Annotated in this window: 19 protein-coding genes and 1 tRNA gene; 8 read left to right on the top strand and 12 right to left on the bottom strand. The window is 40.1% G+C overall.

Annotated features, from left to right (window positions below; all coding sequences use genetic code 11):
• Nucleotides 1-9: 9 nt before the first annotated feature.
• From pnp to REI64_RS01720, 4 genes are all read right to left on the bottom strand, one after another.
• A complete protein-coding gene (gene pnp, locus REI64_RS01735; protein WP_308848356.1) occupies nucleotides 10-2157 on the bottom strand; it encodes a polyribonucleotide nucleotidyltransferase in 2148 nt (715 codons plus the stop codon).
• Between the two features lie 113 nt (nucleotides 2158-2270).
• Complete coding sequence (rpsO, locus tag REI64_RS01730) at nucleotides 2271-2555, bottom strand: 30S ribosomal protein S15 (RefSeq protein ID WP_308848355.1); 285 nt, start codon at nucleotides 2553-2555, stop codon at nucleotides 2271-2273.
• Nucleotides 2556-2933: 378 nt separating this feature from the next.
• On the bottom strand, nucleotides 2934-3086 hold the full coding sequence (locus tag REI64_RS01725) for a hypothetical protein (RefSeq protein ID WP_308848354.1): 153 nt from the start codon (nucleotides 3084-3086) through the stop codon (nucleotides 2934-2936).
• Nucleotides 3087-3089: 3 nt separating this feature from the next.
• A complete protein-coding gene (locus tag REI64_RS01720) occupies nucleotides 3090-3380 on the bottom strand; it encodes a hypothetical protein (RefSeq protein WP_308848353.1) in 291 nt (96 codons plus the stop codon).
• A gap of 79 nt (nucleotides 3381-3459) precedes the next feature.
• Between REI64_RS01720 and REI64_RS01715 the strand changes: the two genes are divergently transcribed.
• From REI64_RS01715 to REI64_RS01700, 4 genes are all read left to right on the top strand, one after another.
• A complete protein-coding gene (locus tag REI64_RS01715; protein ID WP_308848352.1) occupies nucleotides 3460-4857 on the top strand; it encodes a sigma-54 dependent transcriptional regulator in 1398 nt (465 codons plus the stop codon).
• 124 nt (nucleotides 4858-4981) lie between these two features.
• Nucleotides 4982-5716: an Error-prone repair protein ImuA gene (locus REI64_RS01710; RefSeq protein WP_308848351.1), complete on the top strand. Its 735-nt coding sequence runs from the start codon at nucleotides 4982-4984 to the stop codon at nucleotides 5714-5716.
• Nucleotides 5713-7206, top strand: a complete 1494-nt coding sequence (locus REI64_RS01705; protein WP_308848350.1) for a DNA polymerase Y family protein — start codon at nucleotides 5713-5715, stop codon at nucleotides 7204-7206. The genes REI64_RS01710 and REI64_RS01705 overlap by 4 nt, the downstream gene beginning before the upstream one ends.
• Nucleotides 7157-10369, top strand: coding sequence for an error-prone DNA polymerase (locus REI64_RS01700; RefSeq protein ID WP_308848349.1), 3213 nt, complete (start codon nucleotides 7157-7159; stop codon nucleotides 10367-10369). The genes REI64_RS01705 and REI64_RS01700 overlap by 50 nt, the downstream gene beginning before the upstream one ends.
• Before the next feature lie 48 nt (nucleotides 10370-10417).
• Here REI64_RS01700 and REI64_RS01695 read toward each other — a convergent pair whose 3' ends face one another.
• The 4 genes from REI64_RS01695 to REI64_RS01680 all read right to left on the bottom strand — a co-directional run bounded on the left by REI64_RS01695 (nucleotide 10418) and on the right by REI64_RS01680 (nucleotide 14871).
• Nucleotides 10418-11209 (bottom strand): inositol monophosphatase family protein, encoded by a 792-nt coding sequence (locus tag REI64_RS01695; RefSeq protein WP_308848348.1) that lies wholly within the window; start codon nucleotides 11207-11209, stop codon nucleotides 10418-10420.
• A 3-nt stretch (nucleotides 11210-11212) separates the two neighbouring features.
• A complete protein-coding gene (locus REI64_RS01690) occupies nucleotides 11213-12367 on the bottom strand; it encodes a prolipoprotein diacylglyceryl transferase family protein (protein WP_308848347.1) in 1155 nt (384 codons plus the stop codon).
• A gap of 487 nt (nucleotides 12368-12854) precedes the next feature.
• A complete protein-coding gene (mtaB, locus tag REI64_RS01685; protein ID WP_308848346.1) occupies nucleotides 12855-14177 on the bottom strand; it encodes a tRNA (N(6)-L-threonylcarbamoyladenosine(37)-C(2))-methylthiotransferase MtaB in 1323 nt (440 codons plus the stop codon).
• A gap of 127 nt (nucleotides 14178-14304) precedes the next feature.
• The gene (locus REI64_RS01680; RefSeq protein WP_308848345.1) at nucleotides 14305-14871 is read right to left on the bottom strand and encodes a UbiX family flavin prenyltransferase; all 567 of its coding nucleotides are present in this window, start codon (nucleotides 14869-14871) and stop codon (nucleotides 14305-14307) included.
• A gap of 227 nt (nucleotides 14872-15098) precedes the next feature.
• Here REI64_RS01680 and REI64_RS01675 point away from each other — a divergent pair.
• The 4 genes from REI64_RS01675 to rhuM all read left to right on the top strand — a co-directional run bounded on the left by REI64_RS01675 (nucleotide 15099) and on the right by rhuM (nucleotide 17683).
• Nucleotides 15099-15171, top strand: a tRNA-Lys gene (locus REI64_RS01675).
• Between the two features lie 233 nt (nucleotides 15172-15404).
• Nucleotides 15405-16649 carry a tyrosine-type recombinase/integrase gene (locus REI64_RS01670; protein WP_308848344.1) on the top strand — a complete coding sequence of 415 codons (1245 nt, stop codon included), beginning with the start codon at nucleotides 15405-15407 and terminating at the stop codon, nucleotides 16647-16649.
• A gap of 49 nt (nucleotides 16650-16698) precedes the next feature.
• On the top strand, nucleotides 16699-17031 hold the full coding sequence (locus REI64_RS01665) for a hypothetical protein (RefSeq protein WP_308848343.1): 333 nt from the start codon (nucleotides 16699-16701) through the stop codon (nucleotides 17029-17031).
• Complete coding sequence (gene rhuM, locus REI64_RS01660; RefSeq protein WP_308848342.1) at nucleotides 16976-17683, top strand: RhuM family protein; 708 nt, start codon at nucleotides 16976-16978, stop codon at nucleotides 17681-17683. The genes REI64_RS01665 and rhuM overlap by 56 nt, the downstream gene beginning before the upstream one ends.
• 102 nt (nucleotides 17684-17785) lie before the next feature.
• Here the strand turns inward: rhuM and REI64_RS01655 are convergent, their stop codons facing one another.
• The 4 genes from REI64_RS01655 to REI64_RS01640 are packed head-to-tail and all read right to left on the bottom strand — an operon-like array spanning nucleotide 17786 to nucleotide 23801.
• Nucleotides 17786-19198, bottom strand: coding sequence for an APC family permease (locus REI64_RS01655; protein ID WP_375141986.1), 1413 nt, complete (start codon nucleotides 19196-19198; stop codon nucleotides 17786-17788).
• 9 nt (nucleotides 19199-19207) lie between these two features.
• Entirely contained in the window at nucleotides 19208-20371 is a 1164-nt protein-coding gene (locus tag REI64_RS01650) for an LLM class flavin-dependent oxidoreductase (RefSeq protein ID WP_308848340.1), read from the bottom strand.
• Nucleotides 20372-20373: 2 nt separating this feature from the next.
• Entirely contained in the window at nucleotides 20374-22080 is a 1707-nt protein-coding gene (locus tag REI64_RS01645) for an amidohydrolase (RefSeq protein ID WP_308848339.1), read from the bottom strand.
• Between the two features lie 5 nt (nucleotides 22081-22085).
• Complete coding sequence (locus tag REI64_RS01640; protein ID WP_308848338.1) at nucleotides 22086-23801, bottom strand: amidohydrolase; 1716 nt, start codon at nucleotides 23799-23801, stop codon at nucleotides 22086-22088.
• Between the last annotated feature and the right edge of the window lie 28 nt (nucleotides 23802-23829).

Genomic DNA, 23829 nt, shown 5'->3' with positions numbered 1-23829 from the left:
TGACTGATACTATCCTTGCGGAGCTGAAGGAGCAGCTTCTGGCTTCGGTGGACGAGGCAATAACACTTTACGAGAAAGTTTCATTTTACCTTGTTTGTCGATATCCAATAACTTCACTTCAATGATTTCGCCTTCTTTCAATACGCCATCCATGGTTTCAAGACGTTTCCAATCAATTTCAGAAATGTGCAATAAACCATCTTTACCAGGCATAATTTCTACGAAAGCACCAAATGGCATAATAGATTTAACTTTACCTGTGTAAACCTCACCAATTTCTGGCTTAGCAGCAATAGCACGGATACGGGCAACAGCAGCATCAATAGCAGCTTTATTGTCAGCAAAGATCTCTACGATACCTTTGTTATCAACCTCTTCGATAGAGATAGATGCGCCAGTTTCGCGTTGCATTTCTTGGATAATTTTACCACCTGGGCCAATTACAGCGCCAATAAATTCTTTCTCGATAGTTAGAGAAACAATACGTGGAGCATGTGGTTTATAGTCTTCAGCAGGCGCAGCAATCGTTTTCTTCATCTCGTTTAAGATGTGTAAACGACCATCTTTAGCTTGCAACAAAGCTTTAGTTAAAACTTCGTAAGACAAACCATTGATTTTTAAGTCCATTTGACAAGCAACAATACCATTTTCAGTACCAGTTACTTTAAAGTCCATATCTCCCAAGTGATCTTCATCACCTAAAATATCTGAAAGGATTTGATATTTACCAGTTTTTTCATCAGTAATTAAACCCATTGCAATACCTGATACCGGAGATTTAATTTTGATACCTGCATCCATTAATGCTAAAGTACCAGCACAAACCGTAGCCATTGACGAAGAACCGTTAGATTCTAAAATATCAGATACTATACGGATCGTATATGGATTTTCAGCACCTTCTGGTAATACTTTTTTCAACGAACGTTGCGCCAAAGCACCGTGACCAATCTCTCTACGACCAGCACCTCTATTAGGTCTAACTTCGCCAGTTGAGAAACCAGGGAAGTTATAGTGCAATAAGAATTTGTTGTAACCATTAATGAAAGCACCATCAATCATTTGCTCATCGTCTTTGCTACCTAAAGTAACCGAAGTTAAAGATTGAGTTTCGCCACGAGTAAATACCGCCGAACCGTGAGCTGCAGGCAAATAACCTACTTCGCTCCAAATTGGACGAATTTGCGTAGTTGCTCTACCATCTAAACGGATACCTTCATCTAACAATAAAGCACGTACAGCATCATATTGTACATCATGATAATAATGTTTAGCCAATGCTTTAGTTAAATCTGCTGTATCTTCTGGGAAAGCTTCTAAAATTTCGTTAATGATAGCCGTAAAGCCTTCAGAACGCTCATCTTTACCTAAACCAGATTTAGCAATAGCATAAACTTTATCATAAGTTTCTGCATAAATTCTTTCTTTTAGAGCTTCGTCATGGTCTTCGTGGCTGTATGTACGTTTAACGGTTTTACCTGTTGCTTCGGTCAATTCAACCTGAACAGCACATTGAACTTTAATTGCCTCATGAGCAAATTTCAATGCTTCAACCATTTCTTCTTCTTGAATTTCGTCGCACTCACCCTCTACCATCACGATATCGTTAGCAGAACCAGCAACCATAAATTCTAAAGTTGCACGCTCTAAATCGCTAGCATAAGGGTTAATCACTAAGTTACCATCAATTTTTGCTACACGCACTTCAGATATTGGCCCGTTAAAAGGAATATCTGAAACTGCCAATGCTGCCGATGCCGCTAAACCAGCTAAACAGTCAGGCATGATATTTTTATCAGCAGAAATTAATGAAATCATCACCTGTGTATCAGAGTGATAATCTGAAGGGAACAACGGACGTAAAGCTCTATCTACCAAACGAGAGATTAAAACCTCGTAATCAGATAATCTAGCCTCACGGCGTAAAAAACCTCCCGGAATACGACCAGTAGCCGCGTATTTTTCTTGATAATCTACCGATAAAGGTAAAAAATCGGTACCTGGTTTAGCACCTACGGTTGATACTACCGTTGCTAACAACATGGTATCGCCCATTTTAACTACAACAGAACCATCAGCTTGTTTCGCCAACTTACCTGTTTCAATTTCTACAATTCTTCCATCGCCCAAATCGAACGATTTTTTTATTACATTCATATTCTAATGTTGTGGACTGTTTTTCCTCTTTCGAACAGACCGAGTTTATATTTATTGTTTCGAGTATTAAAACCAAAAAAGCCATCTGCCTATTGGCGATGGCTTTTATAACATTACACCGACTTGATGATATCTCTAAGCGATAAAGCTTTGATGATAGCACGGTAACGGTTAATATCTTTTTTGTAAAGATAAGCTAAAATTCCACGACGTTTACCCACTAATTTTTGTAGAGCTAACTGCGTAGAAAAATCTTTACGATTTTTTTTCAAGTGCTCTGTTAAGTGAGCAATACGGTAAGTAAACAATGCTACTTGACCTTCTGCAGAACCAGTGTTGGTTGCAACTTCGCCGTGTTTTGCAAAAATTTCGGCTTTCTTTTCTGTACTTAAATACATTCTTGAATAATATTAAAGTTTTTAAAATTAATTAATTGTGGCGCAAAGATACGCTATTTTTCCGATTTGAAAAATTGTTTCGTTATTATATTTATTTGAAAATCAACGGCATTAGTTCTTGGATACTGTAGCCCTACTATCCGCTTCAATCTTTTTGCTTTCCGTCCTCCGTCATTTCGAACGCAGAGAGAAATCTAGCGCTTAGTTTGCTTCTTGTTAGATTTCTCAGTCGTTCCTTCTTCGAAATGACGCACAAAAAGTATTTCCACTTCTATCAGGTTTAAAGAACAAAAGATTTTGAAAGAAACCTAGCCTTTTTTATTAATGCGTTCTAATTCTTGCACATCCAACTGGTCTTTAATCCTATTGGTCGCTTTTTTATTTCCAACAAATGATATCCAAATCACCTGTAGTTCTATTGTAACCATATCTGTTTACAGCAAAACCACCTACAATTAGATAATCTACTTTGTGTTTTTGGAAAACACTCAATAGCTGCAGCATTTCAGCACTTTCTTTATCAAAAGACATGATTTAAATATGGCTTACTTTACGGATAAGGAGACCCTTACCCTGAGGCTGTTTTAAAGGCTTACCGCCATTTAATTGGACAGCAACATGATTAAGCTGCAATAAGGCATAGATTTTTTGTTCTGCAGATTTACTCAAGTACAAAGCCTCTCTCTCAGCCAATATGCTTTCGCGAGGAATATCAGTATTATATATTTTCAATCTGCCCATTACCCAAAAATACAAAAAGATTAAGTGAATAAAAAACATCTGTGCATCTGTGGCTAAAAAAATCAAACAACTTTCAAATAACATCGTTATAAAACTGATTGTACAAAAAACTATACATTTCATAAAAAATAATATCTTCGCATAGAAAATTTTTCAACCTATTATGGCAAAACTGCTAATCATTGATGATGAGAGAGCGATACGAAGTACGCTTAGAGAAATACTAGAATACGAAAACTATGAAGTTGATGACGTAGACAACGGTATCGATGGATTAGAATTAATCAAAAAGAACGATTACAATTTGGTTCTTTGCGACATTAAAATGAATAAAATGGACGGTATGGAAGTGTTGGAAACAGCACTTGGCATTAAGCCAGACTTGCCTTTCATTATGATTTCTGGCCACGGAACGGTAGAAACTGCGGTAGAAGCCAGTAAAAAAGGAGCATTCGATTTCATCTCGAAACCACCTGATTTAAACCGTTTATTAATTACTGTACGCAATGGTTTAGACCGCGGCTCGTTAGTTACCGAAACTAAAGTTCTAAAAAGAAAGGTTAGCAAAACCCGTGATATTCTGGGTAATTCTGATACTATCGGAAAAATCAAAGAAACCATTGAACGTGTTGCTCCTACCGAAGCCAGAGTGTTAATTACTGGAGCTAATGGTAGTGGTAAAGAGCTGGTTGCACGTTGGCTTCATGAAAAATCTAGCCGTGCAGATGGGCAATTAATTGAAGTTAACTGCGCTGCTATCCCCTCAGAATTAATTGAAAGTGAATTATTTGGCCACGAGAAAGGTTCATTTACTTCGGCAGTGAAACAACGTATTGGTAAATTTGAATTAGCAAACGGCGGCACTTTGTTCTTAGATGAAATTGGCGACATGAGCATGTCGGCACAAGCAAAAGTTTTACGTGCCTTGCAAGAACATAAAATTACCCGTGTTGGTGGCGAGAAAGAGATTGATGTGAACGTAAGGATTGTAGCAGCAACCAACAAAGATCTTTTAAAAGAAATTGAAGAAGGCAACTTTAGGATGGACTTGTACCACCGTTTAAACGTAATCAACATCCACGTTCCTCATTTAACAGAGCGTACAGACGATATCCCGGTAATTGCACAAAGCTTTTTGGAAGAAATTTGTGGCGAATACGGTATGCCAGCTAAAAAAATTACTGATGGCGCCATGGATGCTTTAAAACGTTTGCCTTGGACAGGTAACGTTCGTGAGCTGCGCAACATGATTGAGCGTTTGATTATTTTGAGTGATAAGACCATTACAGAAAATGATGTAGTGGCTTTTGCAACCCCTGGTGGCGGTACTAACGTTGGCGCTGTGTCTCAAAGCAGTGGAAATGGTGCCCCAGGAGGTGCTTTCAATTATGATGGCTTCAGTAATTTCCAAGAATACAAAGATTTTGCGGAGAAAGAATTCATCAAATTCAAATTGGAAAAGAACAATTGGAATGTTTCTAAAACTGCCGATGACATCGACATTCAACGAAGTCACTTGTATAGTAAAATTGAAAAATTTGGTCTGAAAAGAGCTGAGTAAACATAAAAAGGAGCTTAAATTAAGCTCCTTTTCTTTTTGAACTTTGTAAGGAAATATTTTTCTCAACAAACCAATACAAATACTAATATTCTTATTAATTTTACTAAAAATATTAGTATTTAAAATGCAGAGTTTAGCCCAAAAAACAATCATAGATCGCTTGCAAAAGCAAATTCTCGATTTAGAGGGTTACAAAAGTGAAGCGCAACAACAGCAATCAAAACTTGATTTCGCTATTATCGAGAAGCACTTTCCAAATCAAGTTTTCCCAACAGGAACCATCCACGAGTTTGTAAGCGGACAGCCGGAACATATGGCCTGCACAAGTGCTTTTATTTTTGCTTTACTATCAAAATTACATAGTAACAAAGGCATTTACGTATGGATTGGTAAGCAACGCCAACTATTTGCTTCTAGTTTGATTTTCTTCGGTATCCATCCCCATCAAATCATTTTCATCAACCTTGTTAAACAAAAAGATATACTTTGGGCTACCGAAGAAGCTTTAAAATGTAGGAGTTTAAGTGGCGTAATCAGCGAGTTAGAAGGTATTACCTTTGCTCAATCGCAACGTTTACAACTTACGGTAGAAAAAAGCAAAGTCACCGGCTTTATTTTACGCACACAAACAGATCGCATTCATGCTACTGCTTGTGCCGCTAGATGGCAAATTACACCCATCATTAGTGAAAACCAAGAAAACCTACCCGGAGTTGGCTTTGCCCGATGGAAAGTAGAACTGTTAAAAGTACGTAATGGTAGCACGGCCAGCTACACAATTACTTACAAACACAGAAAATTTGCTACCGAACAAGCTGCCAAAACCTATCCGTTTACACATCAAGCCATCGGCTCATGAACAGGCGTTACCTAGCGATATGGTTTCCGCATTTGCTTACCGACCAAATGGCTATTCGGCAAAAAGAGCTGAAGGGACAAACCTATGCGCTGATTACACAAGAGCGCAACAAACAAATGATTGCAAGTGTAAGCTATGAGGCAAAAAAACTAGGTTTACGCCCCAATATGCCTCTTGCTGACGCTAGGATAACCTTACCTTCACTAGAAGCATTTAAATATCAGCCGCAGAAACAGCAAAAGCTATTAAAGGAAATGGCCGAATGGTTTATTCGCTACTCTCCACATGTAGCTTTAAATCCCCCAGATGGGTTATTTTTAGATATTACAGGCTGCACCGTTTGGAAAACTGAGGAACAACATATAGCAGAAATTAGCAAACGTTTTGAAGAGAAATACCATATACAATTGGCCATAGCCGATACTTTAGCAGCCGCTTGGGCACTAGCACATTACGCTACCACCAAAATTGCTAAGCCAAATGAACAACTGCAGGCACTATTGCCTTTACCTCCAAAAGCTTTGCAGTTGGACGAAAATATTTTACAGCGTTTGGCCAAATTAGGCTTTCATACTATTGATAGTTTTATACATATTGCCCCTTCTATCCTCCGCAGGCGTTTTGGCGATGAAATTAACTTAAAAATTGGACAGGCATTGGGACAAAAACCCGAAGCATTTGAACCAATAAGAGAACCACATCCCTATCAAGAAAGATTGCATTGCTTAGAACCTATTCAAACAGCTAAAGGCATTGAAATTGCTATTGAAAACCTATTAGAAAAGTTATGCGATCGCTTAAAAAATGAAGATGTTGGTTTGAGAAAGGCCAAGTTAAATGCCTATCGGCTTGATGGCAAACTGCAACAAATTAGCATTGGCACTAATCAAGCCTCTATCAACATCAAACATCTTTTTAAATTATTCGAGCTTAAAATTAAACAGATTGAACCCGATTTAGGCATTGAACTTTTTGAAATGATAGTTAGCGAAGTGGAGGATCTGCCTAAACAACAAGAGGCTTTATGGCAACTGCAAACACAAACCGATTTAGGAGAAATTGCCGAATTGCTAGACCGCATCAGTATAAAGGCAGGAAAAAATGCCATCAGGCGATATTTGCCCCAAGAGCATCACTGGCCAGAAAACAGCATTAAGGCAGTAACAGATTTGCAGCAACAGCCCGAAACAGCATGGCAAACACACAAACCTAGGCCAACGGTATTGCTTAACCAACCCGAACCTATACAAGTGAGTGCGCCTATACCCGATTATCCACCAATGACATTTACTTACAAAAATGAAATGCACCGTATTGCCAAAGCGGATGGCCCAGAACGTATTGAGCAAGAATGGTGGCTAAACGAGGGGAAACATAGAGATTATTATTATGTAGAGGATGAAAAAGGACAGCGGTATTGGCTATTTAGATTAGGGCATTATGATAGCCAAATCCCTGCACAATGGTTTATTCATGGATTTTTTGCTTGATGGAATGACCTACGTAGAACTACAAGCCACCAGTAATTTCAGTTTTTTGCGTGGCGCATCGCACCCAGAAGAATTGGTAGCCAAGGCAATTGAGCTGGGCTATCCAAAAATTGCCATTACCGATAGAAACAGTTTGGCCGGAATTGTGCGTGCGCATGTGGCTACCAGAAAGCACAACATTAAACTGATCCCCGCTTGCAGGCTCGATTTATTGGACGGACCATCATTACTGGCTTACCCTATCAATAAAAGCGGCTATAGCAATTTATCAGCTTTGCTAAGCTTAGGCAACAGCAGAGCCGAGAAAGGGCAATGCCACCTCTACCAAGCAGATGTTTGGGCACACAAAGTGGATATGCTGTTTATCGCCATCCCTCCAAGTAACTTAAATGAAAACTTTGATTTTGAGACCGACTTTAAAGCACATTTAAAGCAGTATAAAAAAATTTTGGGAGATCATTTATATTTAAGCATCAACAGAAGTTATACCGGATTAGACCAAAAAAGAATGTTCCGTTTGGCACAACTAAGCGAGCAATTCAATATCCCATTAGCTGCCAATAACGATGTGCATTACCACGAGAAGGAACGTCGACAGCTGCAGGATATTCTTACCTGCGTAAGAGAAAAATGCACCATCTACAATGCAGGTTATCGGCTCCACGAAAACGCCGAGCGTCATCTTAAACCCGTGGAAGAAATGTGCCGTTTGTTCAGAAAATATCCGCAAGCCATTAACAACACACTCGAAATTGCAGAGCGATGCCAATTTTCTTTAGATGAACTGAAATATGTTTATCCAGAAGAGTTAACCAGCGAAGGCAGAACACCTCAAGAAGAATTGGAGCATCTAACTTGGCTAGGAGCTAAAAATAGGTTTCAAAAAGGTATCCCTGACGAAATTTTAAAAAACATCAATTACGAATTAGAATTTATAGCCAGAAAAAACTATGCATCGTACTTTTTAACGGTTCATGATTTTGTACGCTTTGCCCGCAGTCGCGATATTCTTTGTCAAGGCAGAGGCTCGGCAGCCAATTCTGTGATTTGCTATTGCTTGGGAATAACTTCGGTAGACCCTACAGAAATTAAACTACTTTTTGCCCGCTTCATGTCTGATGCCCGCAACGAACCACCCGATATAGACGTAGATTTTGAGCATGAACGCCGCGAAGAAGTAATGCAGTACATCTATGAAAAATATGGTAGAGACCGAGCTGCTATTGTAGCTACAGTTACACAATTGCACAGCAAAGGCGCTGTTAGAGATGTAGGCAAAGCGATGGGTTTATCGGTAGATACGCTCAATATTTTATCGGCAACAGTAAGCAGTCATTATGAAGAAGGTTTTGATGCCGATCGCTTAGAATCTTACGGATTGAACCCTAAAGATCCTTTACTAAGGAAAACTTTAGAGTTAACCATGCAGATGGTAGGTTTTCCGCGTCAGTTGGGGCAGCACACAGGTGGTTTTATTATTACCCAAGGCAAACTCACCGACTTATGCCCTACTTTAAATGCCCGTATGGAAAACCGTACCTGCATAGAATGGAACAAAGACGACATAGAAGCTTTAGGCTTTTTAAAAGTGGATGTTTTGGCTCTAGGAATGCTGACCTGCATCCGCAAGGCTTTTACTTTAGCTAAAAACCATTACAATAAAGATTACAACCTGCATAATATTCCTCACAAGAAAGGCAACGAAGTATATCAAATGATTAGCAGAGCTGATACTTTAGGTGTTTTTCAAATTGAAAGTCGTGCACAGATGTCGATGCTACCTAGGTTAAAACCAATGGAGTTTTATGATTTAGTGATTGAAGTAGCTATTGTTCGTCCTGGGCCAATACAGGGAAATATGGTTCATCCTTATTTAAAAAGAAGAAACAAAGAGGAAGAAGTAGACTATCCTTCAGAGGAGCTTAGAGCAATATTAAAAAAAACTTGTGGTGTGCCGCTTTTTCAAGAGCAAGCCATGGAAGTAGCTATTGTTGCCGCTGGATTTACACCTACAGAAGCCGATGAATTGCGAAGAAGCATGGCTACTTTTAAAGCAGTTGGCAAAGTAACCGATTTCAAGAAGAAACTACTTGAAGGAATGGACAAAAAAGGTTACAAACCGGAATTCGCTTTGCGTCTTTTTAAGCAAATAGAAGGTTTTGGAGGTTATGGTTTCCCTGAAAGTCATGCGGCAAGTTTTGCTTTGCTGGTGTATGTTTCTAGCTATATCAAATGTTTTTACCCTGATGTGTTTGCCGCTGCTTTGCTTAACAGTATGCCTATGGGCTTTTACCAGCCTGCACAAATTGTAATTGATGCTAAAAACCACGGCGTAACGGTTTTACCAATAGATATTAACTATTCTGAATGGGATAATACTTTAGAAGATAAAGTTGGAAAATTCCATGCGTTGAGATTAGGTTTCAGACAAGCAAAAAGTTTATCTGAAGAAGAAATGAATGTATTGGTGGCACATCGAACAACAAAATATAACAATTTATCCAGCTTACGCGATATAGGCATTGCCCAAAACACTTTAGAAAAACTGGCAGATGCAGATGCTTTTAGAAGTATGAACATGGATAGAAGAACCGCACTTTGGCAAATTAGCGCATTGCACGATAGGCCTATCGCATTATTTGAAGGCAAAGCCGATAACAGTCAGCACGAAACACAGATTGAACTGCCGCTAATGGCAAAATCAGAACACGTAGTACACGATTACGCCCATACCGGACTTTCTCTAAAAGCACATCCTGTAAGTTTTGTTCGCGAACAGTTAAGCTTAATGCGTATTTCTAGCACTAAAACAGCCAATGAGTTAACAGATGGTGCAAGTGTAAAAGTTGCAGGACTGATTTTAGTTCGCCAACGGCCGGGAACGGCTAGCGGAATTTGCTTCATCACCATTGAAGATGAAACAGGGGTTGCCAATTTAGTGGTTTATCAAAGCTTGTTCGATACTTTCAGAAAAGAAATTTTAGGTTCTAAATTATTGATGATAGAAGGCAAGGTACAACGCGAAGGACAAGTAGTGCACATTGTAATGCAACGATGTTATAACTACAACGGTTTGTTACAGCAATTACACGGCGCAAAAACAAGGAACATCCCTGCCACCATGGGCGAAAAAGCATTTCACGATGGAAGGAATTTTAAATAGAAACACAAAATTTTGTGTCTAAATCATAAAGATGCAAAATGATAGAGATTAAAAGTGTTTTTTAATCGTATCTAAAATTTCTTGCGTAATCAATCCATTGGTTGCAACAATTTCTCTAGCCTTTAAATATTCGTCTCCGCCAGAAAAGTTGAGCAACGTACCGCCAGCTTGCTGCACTAAAAACGCACCAGCCGCCACATCGTAAGAATTTAAATTATACTCAAAATAAGCATCGAACCTGCCACAAGCCACGTAAGCTAAATCTACCGCAGCCGAACCAATTCTGCGCAAGCCGTGGCATTTCTGCATCATTTCGGTAAACAGTTTAATGTATTGCGGCTGCTTATCAAACTGGTAATATGGAAATCCGGTAGCCAACAAACACTGCGATAAATCTGTAGCTCTAGACACCCTGATCTCCTTATTGTTCAAATAAGCTGGAGCACCTTTGTAAGAATAGAACATTTCTCCCCTATTGATTTCGTAAACCACGCCCAACACTGGTTCGGCACCTTCGTACAAAGCAATACTGATAGAAAAAGTTGGGATACCGTGAATAAAATTCGTAGTACCATCTAACGGATCAATAATCCAAGTAAAAGGCTTGTCGTAAGTATTTTCAGTTTCGTCTTCCTCGGTAATAAAGCCCGCTTCTGGCAATACTTTTTTTAAGTTTTTAACCAATTGGCGTTCAGCGGTCTTATCAACATAAGAAACCAAATCATTTAAACCTTTATATTCAATAGCACTGCTATCAAACCCTAAAGCTTCCTTTCTAATAAAATTACCTGTAAGCCGAGCAATGGCAATTACCTTACTGCATAACAATTCGTAGTTCATTGGCTAGTATTTTGCAAGCTTTTCTTTGTTTTTAGATGCGTACCAAACCATATAGGCTCCAGTAAGAAACAATATCGAAGAAATTAGCTCTGCTTGCGTAAAAGAAATTCCCGCAACAGTATATTTAGAATTCACCCTAATTAGTTCAACAAAGAAACGCTCTAAACCGTTAAACATTAAATAAATGCCAAACATCATTCCTGGAATTTTGATTTTCGTTCTAATTTTCCATAAGAACCAGAAAATCAGCAATGCGGCAATAACCTCGTAAATTGGCGTCGGATAAACTGGATTAGGCAATTCGTTACAATACCTACCCACACATCCTGCTATCGGATTTCCCTCTCCCGCAACGTTATTTGGATAAGTATATGCCCACAACCAATCTGGCAACCAAGCAAATGGTTTAGGGTTGGCGTTAACAATGCCCCAATCGCCATCGCCAGATAAATGACAGCCAATACGACCAACGCCGTAAGCCAACATCATACCCGGGCCACCAACATCTAACATGTGCAAAGGCTTAATACCATTTTTATGAGCAATGTAAAGCACCGCAGCACCACCGCAAATTAAACCACCATAAAAGGTTAGGCCACTAAATGAAAGCAAACCACCAATTGGATCCTGTATAAATGTATCCCAATGCTCTAAGTTGTCGAATATCTTAGCGCCTAAAAAGCCCCATACAGCAGCCCAAACTACCATGTTGCTCATTAGTTCATGCGGGCGAACGGTTACTTCTACTTTTTTGGGAGCAGGTAATTTTGCCTTCTCCTTTTCTTTGTAAGACCAGTACACAAAAAGTGCAGCTAAGCCTAAGCCGCCAAATATATTCCCTTTGGTAGATAATAAAACAGACTGGGAATCGGCTACAAAAAGTTTATAGTTTACCAAGGCATAAATTAGTTTATAGCCTATTAAAAAACCAAACAAAGCATTAGAAACCAATTCGCCTACAGATGCAGGCTCGCCAATAACAGTAGTATGCTTTACAGGTTTTAAAATACCCAGCGCTTCTTTACGTTTCAGTTCTTTGGTAAACGCCCAATAACCAGCCAAAAATGCCAAAGCCACAAATACGCCAAAGGTATTAAATGGAAGAGGCACCTCTATGCCAAATAAATATGATATAAAATGGGATACGGTTGGAAACATACATTAAAAGTTTAGGCGAATATATAAAATTTGCCACTTCTTTCGCTTTTTTAAAAGCTTTTTACGCTAACAACAGTACGATGAAAATTAGAAAAGCAAGGTTCTGTTCTCATGGCCTCGTATCGTCCCGCTATCCGCTTTACTTCTCCCGATGAAAAATCGGGATACGTGTTCGCTTCTATCGGGTTTAGGTGGCAATTGTATTGCACAGGTTTTCGTTAATTAAACCCGACTGGTGTGAAAATACTTTTTGTTTTTTTCCCATCCCGTCATACCGAAAAGAGGAACGATTGAGGTATCTGTTTGTATAGAGCAACCATCCCACAGATTTCTCTCTGCATTCGAAATGACGGAAAACAAAAAGATTGTAGCGAAGGCGGGACTAGCATTAATATATAAGCTGGAATTGCTTTTCTAAAAGATAATTATCACTTAATTACAACGCTTTGCAAAACAATCGTAATTCGTAAATCTAAAATCGTAAATTCTAGTGGTGTGCGTAAACAGTTTCAAGCTCGGCTACTTCCACTTCGCCATCTGCAGTAAGCTCAACTAACTTTACGTTCTTAAGCTCGTTCACCATCAAAGGATCGTACTTAGCTTTCACCTTCACATAGTTTTTAGTAAAACCGTGCATAAAGCCGTTTTTTTGATCGTCTTCGAAAAGTACTTGTCCTTCATTACCAATTTGAGATTGGTAGAAAGCCCTACGTTTTTTATCTGAAAGGATGTGGAGCATTTTATTACGTTCGAAACGAGTACTACCCGCCACTTTGCCTTTCATTACCGCAGCTTCCGTTTGCTCACGCTCCGAGTAGGTAAATACGTGCAGATAGGAAATATCTAAACCGTTCAAGAATTCGTAGGTATCTAAAAAATCTTCTTGTGTTTCGCCTGGAAAACCAACTATTACATCTACACCTATACAGCAATTAGGCATTAACTCTTTAATTTTCGCTACTCTATCTACGTATAATTCACGCTGATAGCGGCGTTTCATTAAGCCCAATATCTTGTTAGAACCTGATTGCAATGGAATATGAAAATGCGGTACAAAACGCTTAGATGTTGCTACAAACTCGATAATATCGTTACTCAACAAATTTGGTTCGATAGACGAAATACGAATTCTTTCGATACCTTCTACCTCATCTAAAGCCTTTACCAAATCGAAAAAGCGGTCTTCACGTTGCCCTTCTCTAATACCGAAATCGCCAAGATTTACACCAGTAAGTACAATCTCTTTAACGCCACTAGCTGCTATTTGTTGGGCTTTTTGTAATACATTTTCTATGGTATCGCTACGGCTACCCCCACGAGCTAGAGGAATAGTGCAATAAGTACATGGATAATCGCAGCCATCTTGCACTTTTAAGAAAGTACGGGTTCTATCGCCAATGGAATAGGCAGCGATAAAATTATGATTAACTTTCTCGATATCTTGCTGATGAACAACAGCTTTTGGTTGCTTTGTTAAATCGGTAATAAACTCTACAATTCGGAATTTCTCTGCGGCACCTAAAACCATATCCACGCCTTCAATATCTGCAATTTCTTGTGGTTTTAATTGTGCATAGCAACCAACAATGGTTACGTAAGCATTTGGAGAATATTTAAGTGCTTCTTTAACTACCTTTCGGCATTTCTTATCTGCGTGGTCGGTTACAGAACAGGTATTGATTACGTAAACGTCGGCCGCATCTGTAAATTCTACCACGCTGTAGCCAGCATCGGTAAATAACCTACCAATTGTTGAAGTTTCAGAAAAATTCAACTTACAGCCGAGGGTATAAAAAGCTACTTTCTTCATTAGAGGCTGCAAAGATAAGAATTAGATGCGAGTATTGTAATATCACATCCGAGGCAATGGCAATCATTACAAACAGTTTACAGAAAACTGATTATATCGCAACTGCAAGATGAAAACTGTCAACTGATCAATCGTTCCAACGATAACTTTCCTTCTCCAGTCCTGCTAGGTCAATTACTCGGTCTATTACTGTTTGTGCAACTTCTTCTATTGTTTTTGGTAAGCTGTAAAAAGATGGGTTGGCGGGGCATATGATACCACCCGCCTCTGTTACCGTCTTCATGTTATTTAAATGGATCAAGCTAAAAGGCGTGTCACGCACTACTGCAATTAGCTTTCTGCGTTCCTTTAAAATTACATCTGCAGCTCTAGAAATCAGATCGTTAGAAATACCATGAGCAATTCTACCCAGCGTACCCATAGAACAAGGTGCAATAATCATGGTGTCATACTTGGCAGAGCCCGATGCGAAAGGAGCATTGAAATCCATCTTTGCGTAAAAATCGAAATCGTAATTATTGTAGTCTTCGTTACCGAGTTCGTAACGCCAAACTTCTTTTGCGTTATCAGACATTACAACACCCACTTTTTCTATCTGCGCATTTAACAAGGCCAAGTTATCTAATAGCGACTTTGCATAAATAGAACCACTGGCTCCGGTAATGGCAATTACAATTTTTCTCTTTACTTGCATAACAGCAAAGATAACAATGCAAAACAATATAGGTTTACAATATGGAACATAGATTATTAAGCAAAGGCTGTTTTTAAGTGTAGATTCGGGTTTTCATTACTCATTACGCAAATAATTCAACTCAAAATCAACACACTACACATTTACACCAATTTTTATTTGGAGGTATTTATTCATGTTTCTATATTTGCACCTCCTTAGAACGAAGAACACTTCAAAACAAGGAAGATTCCGTAGCTCAGCTGGTAGAGCATTACACTTTTAATGTAGTGGTCCTGGGTTCGAATCCCAGCGGGATCACAGGGCTAGGCCCAATTAGAGATAAGCTCCTTGAATAAGGGGCTTTTTTTCGTTTAAAATCCCACTTTCTCAAAAATTTCAGTTTAAGCTAATCCAAGTAAATGCAAACTTCTGGTGTCCTTTTCGGTGTCCTATAGGTTTTGCATAAATTAGGACACCAGCCTGCCTGTTACTGTTTGTATCAGCTTGATTTTCAGTTTAAAAAACCATGTTTCACTTTAAAAAAAATGGTTATGAAAGTAAATGAAATGCTTTCGGTGCTCTTCTATCTGAACTGCGCCAAAAGAACAAGCGATGGCCTTGTTCCCCTTTACGTAAGGATCACTATCGATGGCGAACGCAGAGAATTTGCCTCGGGAAAAAGAATGCTGCCCGAACACTGGACAGCGCAGGAACGCGCCACCAGAGACTGTCCAGACCACCTGTCGATCAACAGCTACGTCACCAAAACAACAGCCGCACTGGAAAAGTGCTACAATGTACTGGAAGCAACAGAAACCAAAGTGACGGCAACAATGGTCAAGGACAAATACATGCCCAAATCCCCTCCCAAAAGGACATTGATGGATGCTTTTAAGCTCCACAACGACGAATTTTCCGATCGCGTTGGAAAGAAAAAAGGCAAGAAGGGTACGCTATTACGCTATGAAAGACTAGAAAAGAAGGTTAGAAATTTCCTCTACCAACAATACAAAATCAGAGATATAGAACTGGAGGCAATGAAAAAATCTTTCGCACCTAATTTTTACCATCACATGCTAATGGATGATATTGGGGCAAACACCGCAATGACGTATGTCAAGACATTGAAACAAGTCATCAACCGTGCGGTAAATGAGGGCTGGGCTACCCACAATCCCTGCGGTTACTTTAAATTTTCCTATGTACAACCGGAGCGTGAATATCTTGAGAAACATGAAATCATGCAGATCTATAACAAGGTACTGACCGTACCGAGATTAGAGGAAGTCAGGGATGTGTTTATCTTCTGCTGCTTTACGGGCTATGCCTACGAAACCACCTATAACCTCACTCAGGAAAACCTTTTCAAAGGCCTGGACAGCAAAATGTGGGTGACCAAGAATAGAGAAAAAACAGGCACGGAGGAAACGGTGCCGCTGATGCCAATCCCTCTGGCCATTATCGGAAAATACAAAAACCATCCCTACTGCGTCGCCAATAACAAACTGTTGCCAGTCAACAGCAACTACAGGTACAACGCCTACTTGAAGGAAATAGCCGATCTATGTGGCATCACCAAGAAATTGACCACCCACACCGCCAGGCACACCTTTGCCACCACGGTTACTTTGGAAAATGATGTTCCTATAGAAACCGTTGGCAAGATGCTCGGACATAGGAACCTACGTACTACGCAGATCTACGCCCAGATCACCAAACGGAAGATCAGCAACAACATGAAAGAACTGCAGGAGAAACTGTTCAACGAGGACGGCACCCTCAAAACAATATCCTAATCCCGAAATGATCTAAAAATTTAATTATTAAACTAACTTTAAGAAAATCATGGAAGAAAATCAAATCATTATATACCAGTCTCCCGATGGCCAAACCAATATTGAGGTAAAACTCGAAAACGATTCCGTGTGGCTCACCCAATCCCAAATGCAAGAATTATTTAACCAAACCAAGCAGAATATAAGCTTGCACATCAATAATATTTTCAAGGAAGGTGAATTAGTTCCTATTTCAGTTGTCAAGGAATCCTTGACAACTGCTTCAGACGGAAAAAAATATAAGACTAAATACTCCTCGTTAGATGTGATCATCTCCGTGGGCTACCGTGTCAAATCGCAACACGGGTACACAGTTCCGTATATGGGCCAACAAAACACTTAAAGACTATCTGATACAGGGCTACGCCATCAACGAACGTAGACTAAAAGAACAGAGCCAACAGCTCAAACAGCTAAAGCAGACCATCGACCTTCTGGGCAATGTCATCAAGCACAAGGAACTGACCAATGACGAGGCCACAGGGCTCTTACAGGTCGTTACAGACTACAGCTATGCCCTTGATATCCTAGACCGTTACGACCACCAACAGCTTACCCTAGAAGGAACCACTGACCAGCAGCTATTTAGAGCTATCTATGAAGAGGCTATGCTTGCCATAAGGGAATTAAAAGATAAATTTGGTGGGAGCTCGCTTTTCGCCAATGAGAAAGACGATTCCTTTAAAGGCTCTATAGGTGTGATCTATCAATCATTCGGAGGAATCGATTTTTATCCCACTATCGAAGAAAAGGCAGCACACCTGCTATATTTCGTAGTGAAAAATCATTCATTTTCTGATGGCAACAAGCGTATTGCAGCCTATCTATTTGTTTGGTTCATGGAAAAGAACAAAATCCTCTACCGGACAGATGGGAACAAACGGATTGCCGACAATGCCTTGGTTGCCCTTACCCTGATGATTGCCGAAAGCAGGCCCGAGGATAGGGACATGATGGTAAAGGTGGTCGTCAACCTGATCAATCCTAAGAACTAAAAAGGAGCTTGTCACAAATTGTGACAAGCTCCTTTTTAACCAACCCATATAAGGTAATCTGTTCAAACATCAACAACAAATTAGAGAAGAAAATTTCTAATTTTAGGTAATCTTTCTTTTATTCAAATAATACAATGGTATTCCCAATAAAGCAATGATTAACCCCGGCCAAGTAAAATAGGGCTTATAAATCATCAATAAAATACAGAAACTCAAACCTAAAACAATGTAGATAGCTGGTAAAACAGGATAACCAATAGCTTTGTAAGGCCTCTCTATATCAGGCTTTTTTATTCTCAAAATGTAGATACCAAAAATGGTAAGCACGTAGAACAGTACTGCAATAAAGGTAATCATATCCAATAAATCGCCATACTTGCCACTTAAACAAAGAATTGAAGCCACTACAAATTGTAGCCAAAGCGCAAATTCTGGTACAGCGTGTTTATTTAGCTTTGCCGTCTTCTTGAAAAATAAGCCATCTTTAGCCATGCTATAATACACCCTTGCTCCTGCTAAAATCAATCCGTTATTACAACCAAAAGTAGCCACCATAATTAGCAAAGCGATAATAACAGTTCCATCTGCGCCAAAAATAGCCTGCGATGCCGCAATGCCCACCCTATCCTTTTCGGTTGTTGCGATTTCAGTTAAGGGCAATACCATGGTAAACATCAAATTAAGTAATACATAAATGAGTGTCACCAACACAGTGCCCAACAACAAGCTTAAGCCTATATTCTTTTTTGGGTTATTGATTTCTCCCGCAACAAAAGTGACATTGTTCCAAGCTTCATAGCTCATAATGGCACCAACCAATGCAGAAGCTAAGGCACCGCCAAGCGCAGGCAAGTTTTCGTAGCTCAGGAAAGAACCATCTGGCAAGATTTTCTGTAGTTGAAAAGCATCACTCCAGTTAATGCTCACCGCTTCTGATTTGAAGTAGATGAACCCGAAAATAATCAGTCCTGCAATACTGGCAATTTTAGTTAAGGTAAAAATCAACTGTATCCATTTACCTCCCTTTACCCCTTTGGTATTGATATAGGTAAGGATAAAAATAAGTCCAATAGCCAATACTTGCGCAGGTGATACCTTAAAATCCCCGACACTGAACAGCACCAAATCTTCGCTTACTTCTGGAATGAAATAGGCCAAGAATTTATAAAAGGAAACGCCAACCGCAGCAATGGTTCCCGTTTGTATCACCGCAAACAAGCTCCAACCGTACAAAAAAGCTGTTAGCGGATTGTAGGCTTCTTTCAGATAAACATATTGACCACCTGCTTTGGGATACATCCCACTTAGTTCGCCATAACTTAAAGCTGCAGTCAAAGTCATAAAACCACCAATAATCCACACCAAAATGAGCCAACCTGCCGAACCTGTATGGCGGGCAATATCGGCACTTACAATAAAAATTCCAGAACCCACCATACTACCCACTACCAAAAGCGTGGCATCTAGCAAATTCAGTTCTCGCTTAAACTGTTTAGCATTTTCTTCTTGTTGCATTTGCATATTTTATTTTAGGGATGCAGTGGTTAATGGAGTACTTGGAGTTGATTTTGGAATTCGTCCATGCAGTTCGGACAAAGAAGCATTAGGAATTTGACTAAGGATATGCTTAGCAAAAATTTCGGACTCCTCTATCAAAGGGAAACCCGAAAAAATGAAAGCACGGATACCCATATCCATGTATCGGTTCAGTTTGTTGATAATTTGATCGGGATCGCCCACTAAGCCGCCGCCGCAACCAGAAAACACCTTTCCAATGGTAGTCCACAGATGAGGTTCTATGAAACCTTCGGCATCGGCGTGTTTACGCATTTCATCTTGTCTAATTACGCCAAGCGAACGGGAGTCTTCTCCCCTTGCCCTAATTTCCGCTGCACGCTGCTCGTTAAAAAAGCTCAATAATTTCTTCGCTTGTGCTTTGGCGGCATCTTCCGTGTCCCGAACAATCACGTGGATACGCAGACCAAAGTCTATCTTCCTGCCATATTTTGCCGCACGCTGGGTCATGTCTTGCATGGTTTCGTACATGGCTTCCTCAGTTTCTGGCCACATCAAGAAGGTATCACAGTATTTGGCGCAGATTTCCCTTGCACCATCAGAGGTGCCACCGAAATACAACATCGGACCACCATTCTGTTGGTAAGGTTTTACAGGATCGGCAGCCATCTTAAACTGATACAGTTCACCTTTAAAGTCAATTTCTTCCTGTGTCCAAGCTTGTTTTAAAACCTCGATGTTCTCTGCGCAACGCAGATACCTTAGTTCTGGATCTTCCCTCGTTCCCGGTAAATCAGAATTAATGATATTGATGGTGAGCCTGCCTTGCAGCATGTGGTCTAAGCCTGCTAAGGATCTTGCCAACATCGGTGGATGATACTCGCCAGTTCTAATGGCCGTGATTAAATTGATATTTTTGGTAAATGGCGCTACTCCGGAAGCGAAAGTAAGCACCTCTTGTCCGACTGTGTAAGCCGTTGGTAGTAATATTTTGTTGTAGCCCAACCGATCTGCAGTTAGCGTAATGTCTTTACAGTGTTCGAAACTACTTCTGCGTTGCTCGTCTAAAACACCTAGGTATTCGGTATCGCCACCTATGATATCATTAAACCAAGATATTTCTGCTATTCGTTGAGTGGTTTTGATGGGTACGGTTGTGATTTGATCTAACATATTTAGTCTTTCTTATAAATGCGCTTGCCTTCTTTAAATGTTTCCAATACGATAATATCCTTAATTTTAAGAGGATCTACCGTTAAAGGATTGTCGGATAGCACAACCAAATCCGCGAATTTTCCTTTTTCGATAGACCCCTTAAATTTCTCTTCTCCATACTGATAAGCTCCATTGATGGTAATCGCTCTTAAAGCTTCAGCAGGGCTGATTTTTTCCGTTTCGCCAATGGTTTGGCCGCTACGTGAAAGTCGGTTAACCGCACTCCACAACAAGAATAACTGGTCAATTGGCGTGACAGGATAATCGGTATGATTGGTAAATACAATGTCCTTATTAATAGCCGAGCGCAATGGACTTAAGCCAAATGCTCTTTCGTTGCCTAGGTTGGTTTGATGAACATCGCCCCAAAAGAAAGCATGGTTGGTAAAGAAGGATGGCAGTAAATCTAATTTCTTGTACTCGTCCAACTGATCTTGGCGTACAAACTGCGAATGGATGACGACCGTTCTACGCCCAACACTGCTTTTACCTAATTGCTGATTGGCATTTTTTACCGCAGCAATGTATAGATCAATTGCGCCGTCGCCATTGCAATGGGTATATAAATGGATGTTGTTCTTAAAAGTTTTCAGCACCACTTCATCGAAAATATTGGTACTGATGGTGGGCATACCAGTACAATGCTCGGCACAGCCCGGCACCAGCGTTAAATAAGGCTTGGTAAAGAAAGCCGTTTTTCCCTGTGGCGAACCATCAGCCGAAAGCTTAATGCCATCTATTTTCAAACGATCGTAATAACGTTTAAACTGATAATTCGCCGTATCTGCCAGTACTTCATCCAATATACGATAAGAAGCTAAACTCACCACATCCAGATATAATTGTTTGCGTTCGGCAGCTTCCTTCAACAAATCAAGTGTAGCTTTGTCTGTGAAACCATCTTGTGCGGTAGTTACACCATGGCTTGCATATAGTTTTTGTTGCGCATTTACCCTATCCAACTGTTGTTGTAAAGTAGGTTTAATCTTACCAAGCTGTAATAGTACCAAACCCTGCGCATGCTCCTGCAATAAACCAGCTGGCTCTGTACTGCCTGATTTTCTGATGATGACCCCACCGTCTGGGTCTTTTGTCGAAGCATCAATGCCCGCTAATTTTAACGCTGCAGAATTGGCCACCAACATGTGTCCCGAAATGTGTGCTACCACTACCGGGTTATCTGGAAAAGCGGCATCTAAATCTTCTTTGGTGGGATGTCTTTTATCGGTGAGCTGGTCTTGGTCGTAGCCATAAGCGGTTATCCAATCGCCTTTTTTGATTTTTCTATCGGCAGCAAACCTTACAATTTCATCTACCAATTGCTTAATGCTACTTACCTTACCCATTGGCGGTGCAGCTACATTGGCCAAATCATTTTGCCCTAAGCCTAGAAAATGGCTGTGCCCATCTACAAAACCAGGGCTTAAAGTTTTCCCTTTTAAGTTGATGATTTCGGTTTGCTTACCCTTCAACTTTAGAATTTCTGCATTGCTACCAACCGATAGTATTTTTCCATCCTTGATAGCTACTGCCTGTGCAACTTCATTCTTTGCATTTACGGTAAGCACTTTAGCGTTATGCCAAATTTTATCAGCTATGCTAATTTGTGCTTTTGCCGTAAACGCCAATAAACTGACAGCAACAAAGGCTGCGACGTTATATTTCATTTTCATTATTTTCTTTGATAGATGGTTTTACCCTCTTTAATGGTTTGCAACACCTTGATATCTTTGATTTTTGCCACTTCTACTTTCAAAGGATTTTCGGAAAGGATAACCAAATCTGCTTTCTTGCCTACTTCTATAGAACCTTTCTCCTTCTCTTCTCCGTACTGATAAGCACCGTTAATAGTGATGGCCCTTAAACCTTCCAAAACGGTCAAGCGCTCTGCTGGGCCAATTACCTGTCCCGAACGTGACTCACGGGCAACGGAAGTCCACCATAAGAAAAGCTGACTGATTGGTGTTACCCCGAAATCGGTATGGTTGGTAAAGGTGATTTGCTTCGTTTGTGCAGACTTTAACGGACTTAAAAACCAAGCTCTGTCTTTACCTAGGTTACGTACGTGTACATCGCCCCAAAAGAAAGCGTGGTTAGTGAAGAACGATGGAACCAGACCCAAAGTTTTATAATCCTCCAACTGGTCTGGCCTTACAAACTGCGAATGGATGATAACCGGACGTAAAGCGTTGCTTTTAGCTGCAAACTGTGCATTGGCTTTTTTGATCGCTTTGATATACATATCAATCGCCGCATCACCATTGCAATGGGTAAAAGGTTGGATGTTATTGGCAAAGCAATATTGCACCGCTTCATCTAATTTATCTTGTGTAATGGTCGGGATGCCGGTACAATTATCGTGGCAACCCGGTACATCTACCTGATAAGGTTTAGTGAAAAATGCAGTCTTTCCCTGCGGTGAACCATCGGTAAAAATCTTTGTACCTTTTAACTTTAAATGGTTATCGAACTGATTAAAAGCATATTTACCATCATTAACTAAACGTGATAAAATGGCGAACGATGGTAAAGCCTCAATATCAATGTAAAGACGTTTTCTCTTTGCCGCTTCCTTTAAAAGCTCGATAGATGGCAAACTACTAGCACCATCCTGAGCAGTGGTAACTCCCTCGCTTGCATACAATTGTTGTTGTTCATCTAACAGACCTAATTGTTCATCTATACTTGGTTTTATCCTATCTCCACTGGTTTTCAGTACCGAACGAGCTCTTTCTAGAAGTAACCCTGTAGGCTGTCCGTCTTTGCCTTTTACAATCTGTCCGCCTTCTGGATCTTTGGTATTGCCATCTACCCCAGAGATTTTTAAGGCGTAAGAATTTACTACCGACATGTGCCCAGAAGTATGTCCCAATGAAACTGGATTATCAGGAAAAGCGGCATCTAAATCTTCCTTAGTGGGGTGTCTTCCTTCTTTCAGCTGGTCTGCATCGTAGCCCCTGGCATTGATCCACTCGCCAGGTTTGATACCTTTTTCTTTCTGAAAGGCTTTCAGAACCGCCACGATATCGGCAATGGTTTTTACGGCACCCACCGGTGGCGGAGAAATATCTGCGGTTTTACCACGTCCCAAGCTCATAAAATGGCTATGCCCATCTATAAAACCTGGAATAAGTGTTTTTCCTTTTAAATCGATGACCTGTGTTTGCGTACCTTTCAATTGATTGATGGTTGCGCTGTTACCGACAGCTATTATTTTCCCACCCTTAACCGCTAAGGCTTCTGCAATGGAATTGTTAGCATCTACAGTTAGGATATTGCCGTTGATATAAATTTGGTCCGCTAAATCAGCTGGTTTCTTAAATGCATTGAAAGAAATGAGGGCGACAAAGGCAAAGGATGCGAGGGTAAATGCGATGTTCTTTTTCATTTTATTTTGTTTTAGCCACAAATGCACA

Origin of the sequence: Pedobacter sp. (assembly GCF_031119335.1) — a bacterium.
In the GTDB taxonomy this organism is placed as follows: Bacteria; Bacteroidota; Bacteroidia; order Sphingobacteriales; family Sphingobacteriaceae; genus Pedobacter.
The sequence above is the reverse complement of the archived record's forward strand: the minus strand, read 5'-3'. Positions and strand labels throughout refer to the sequence as shown.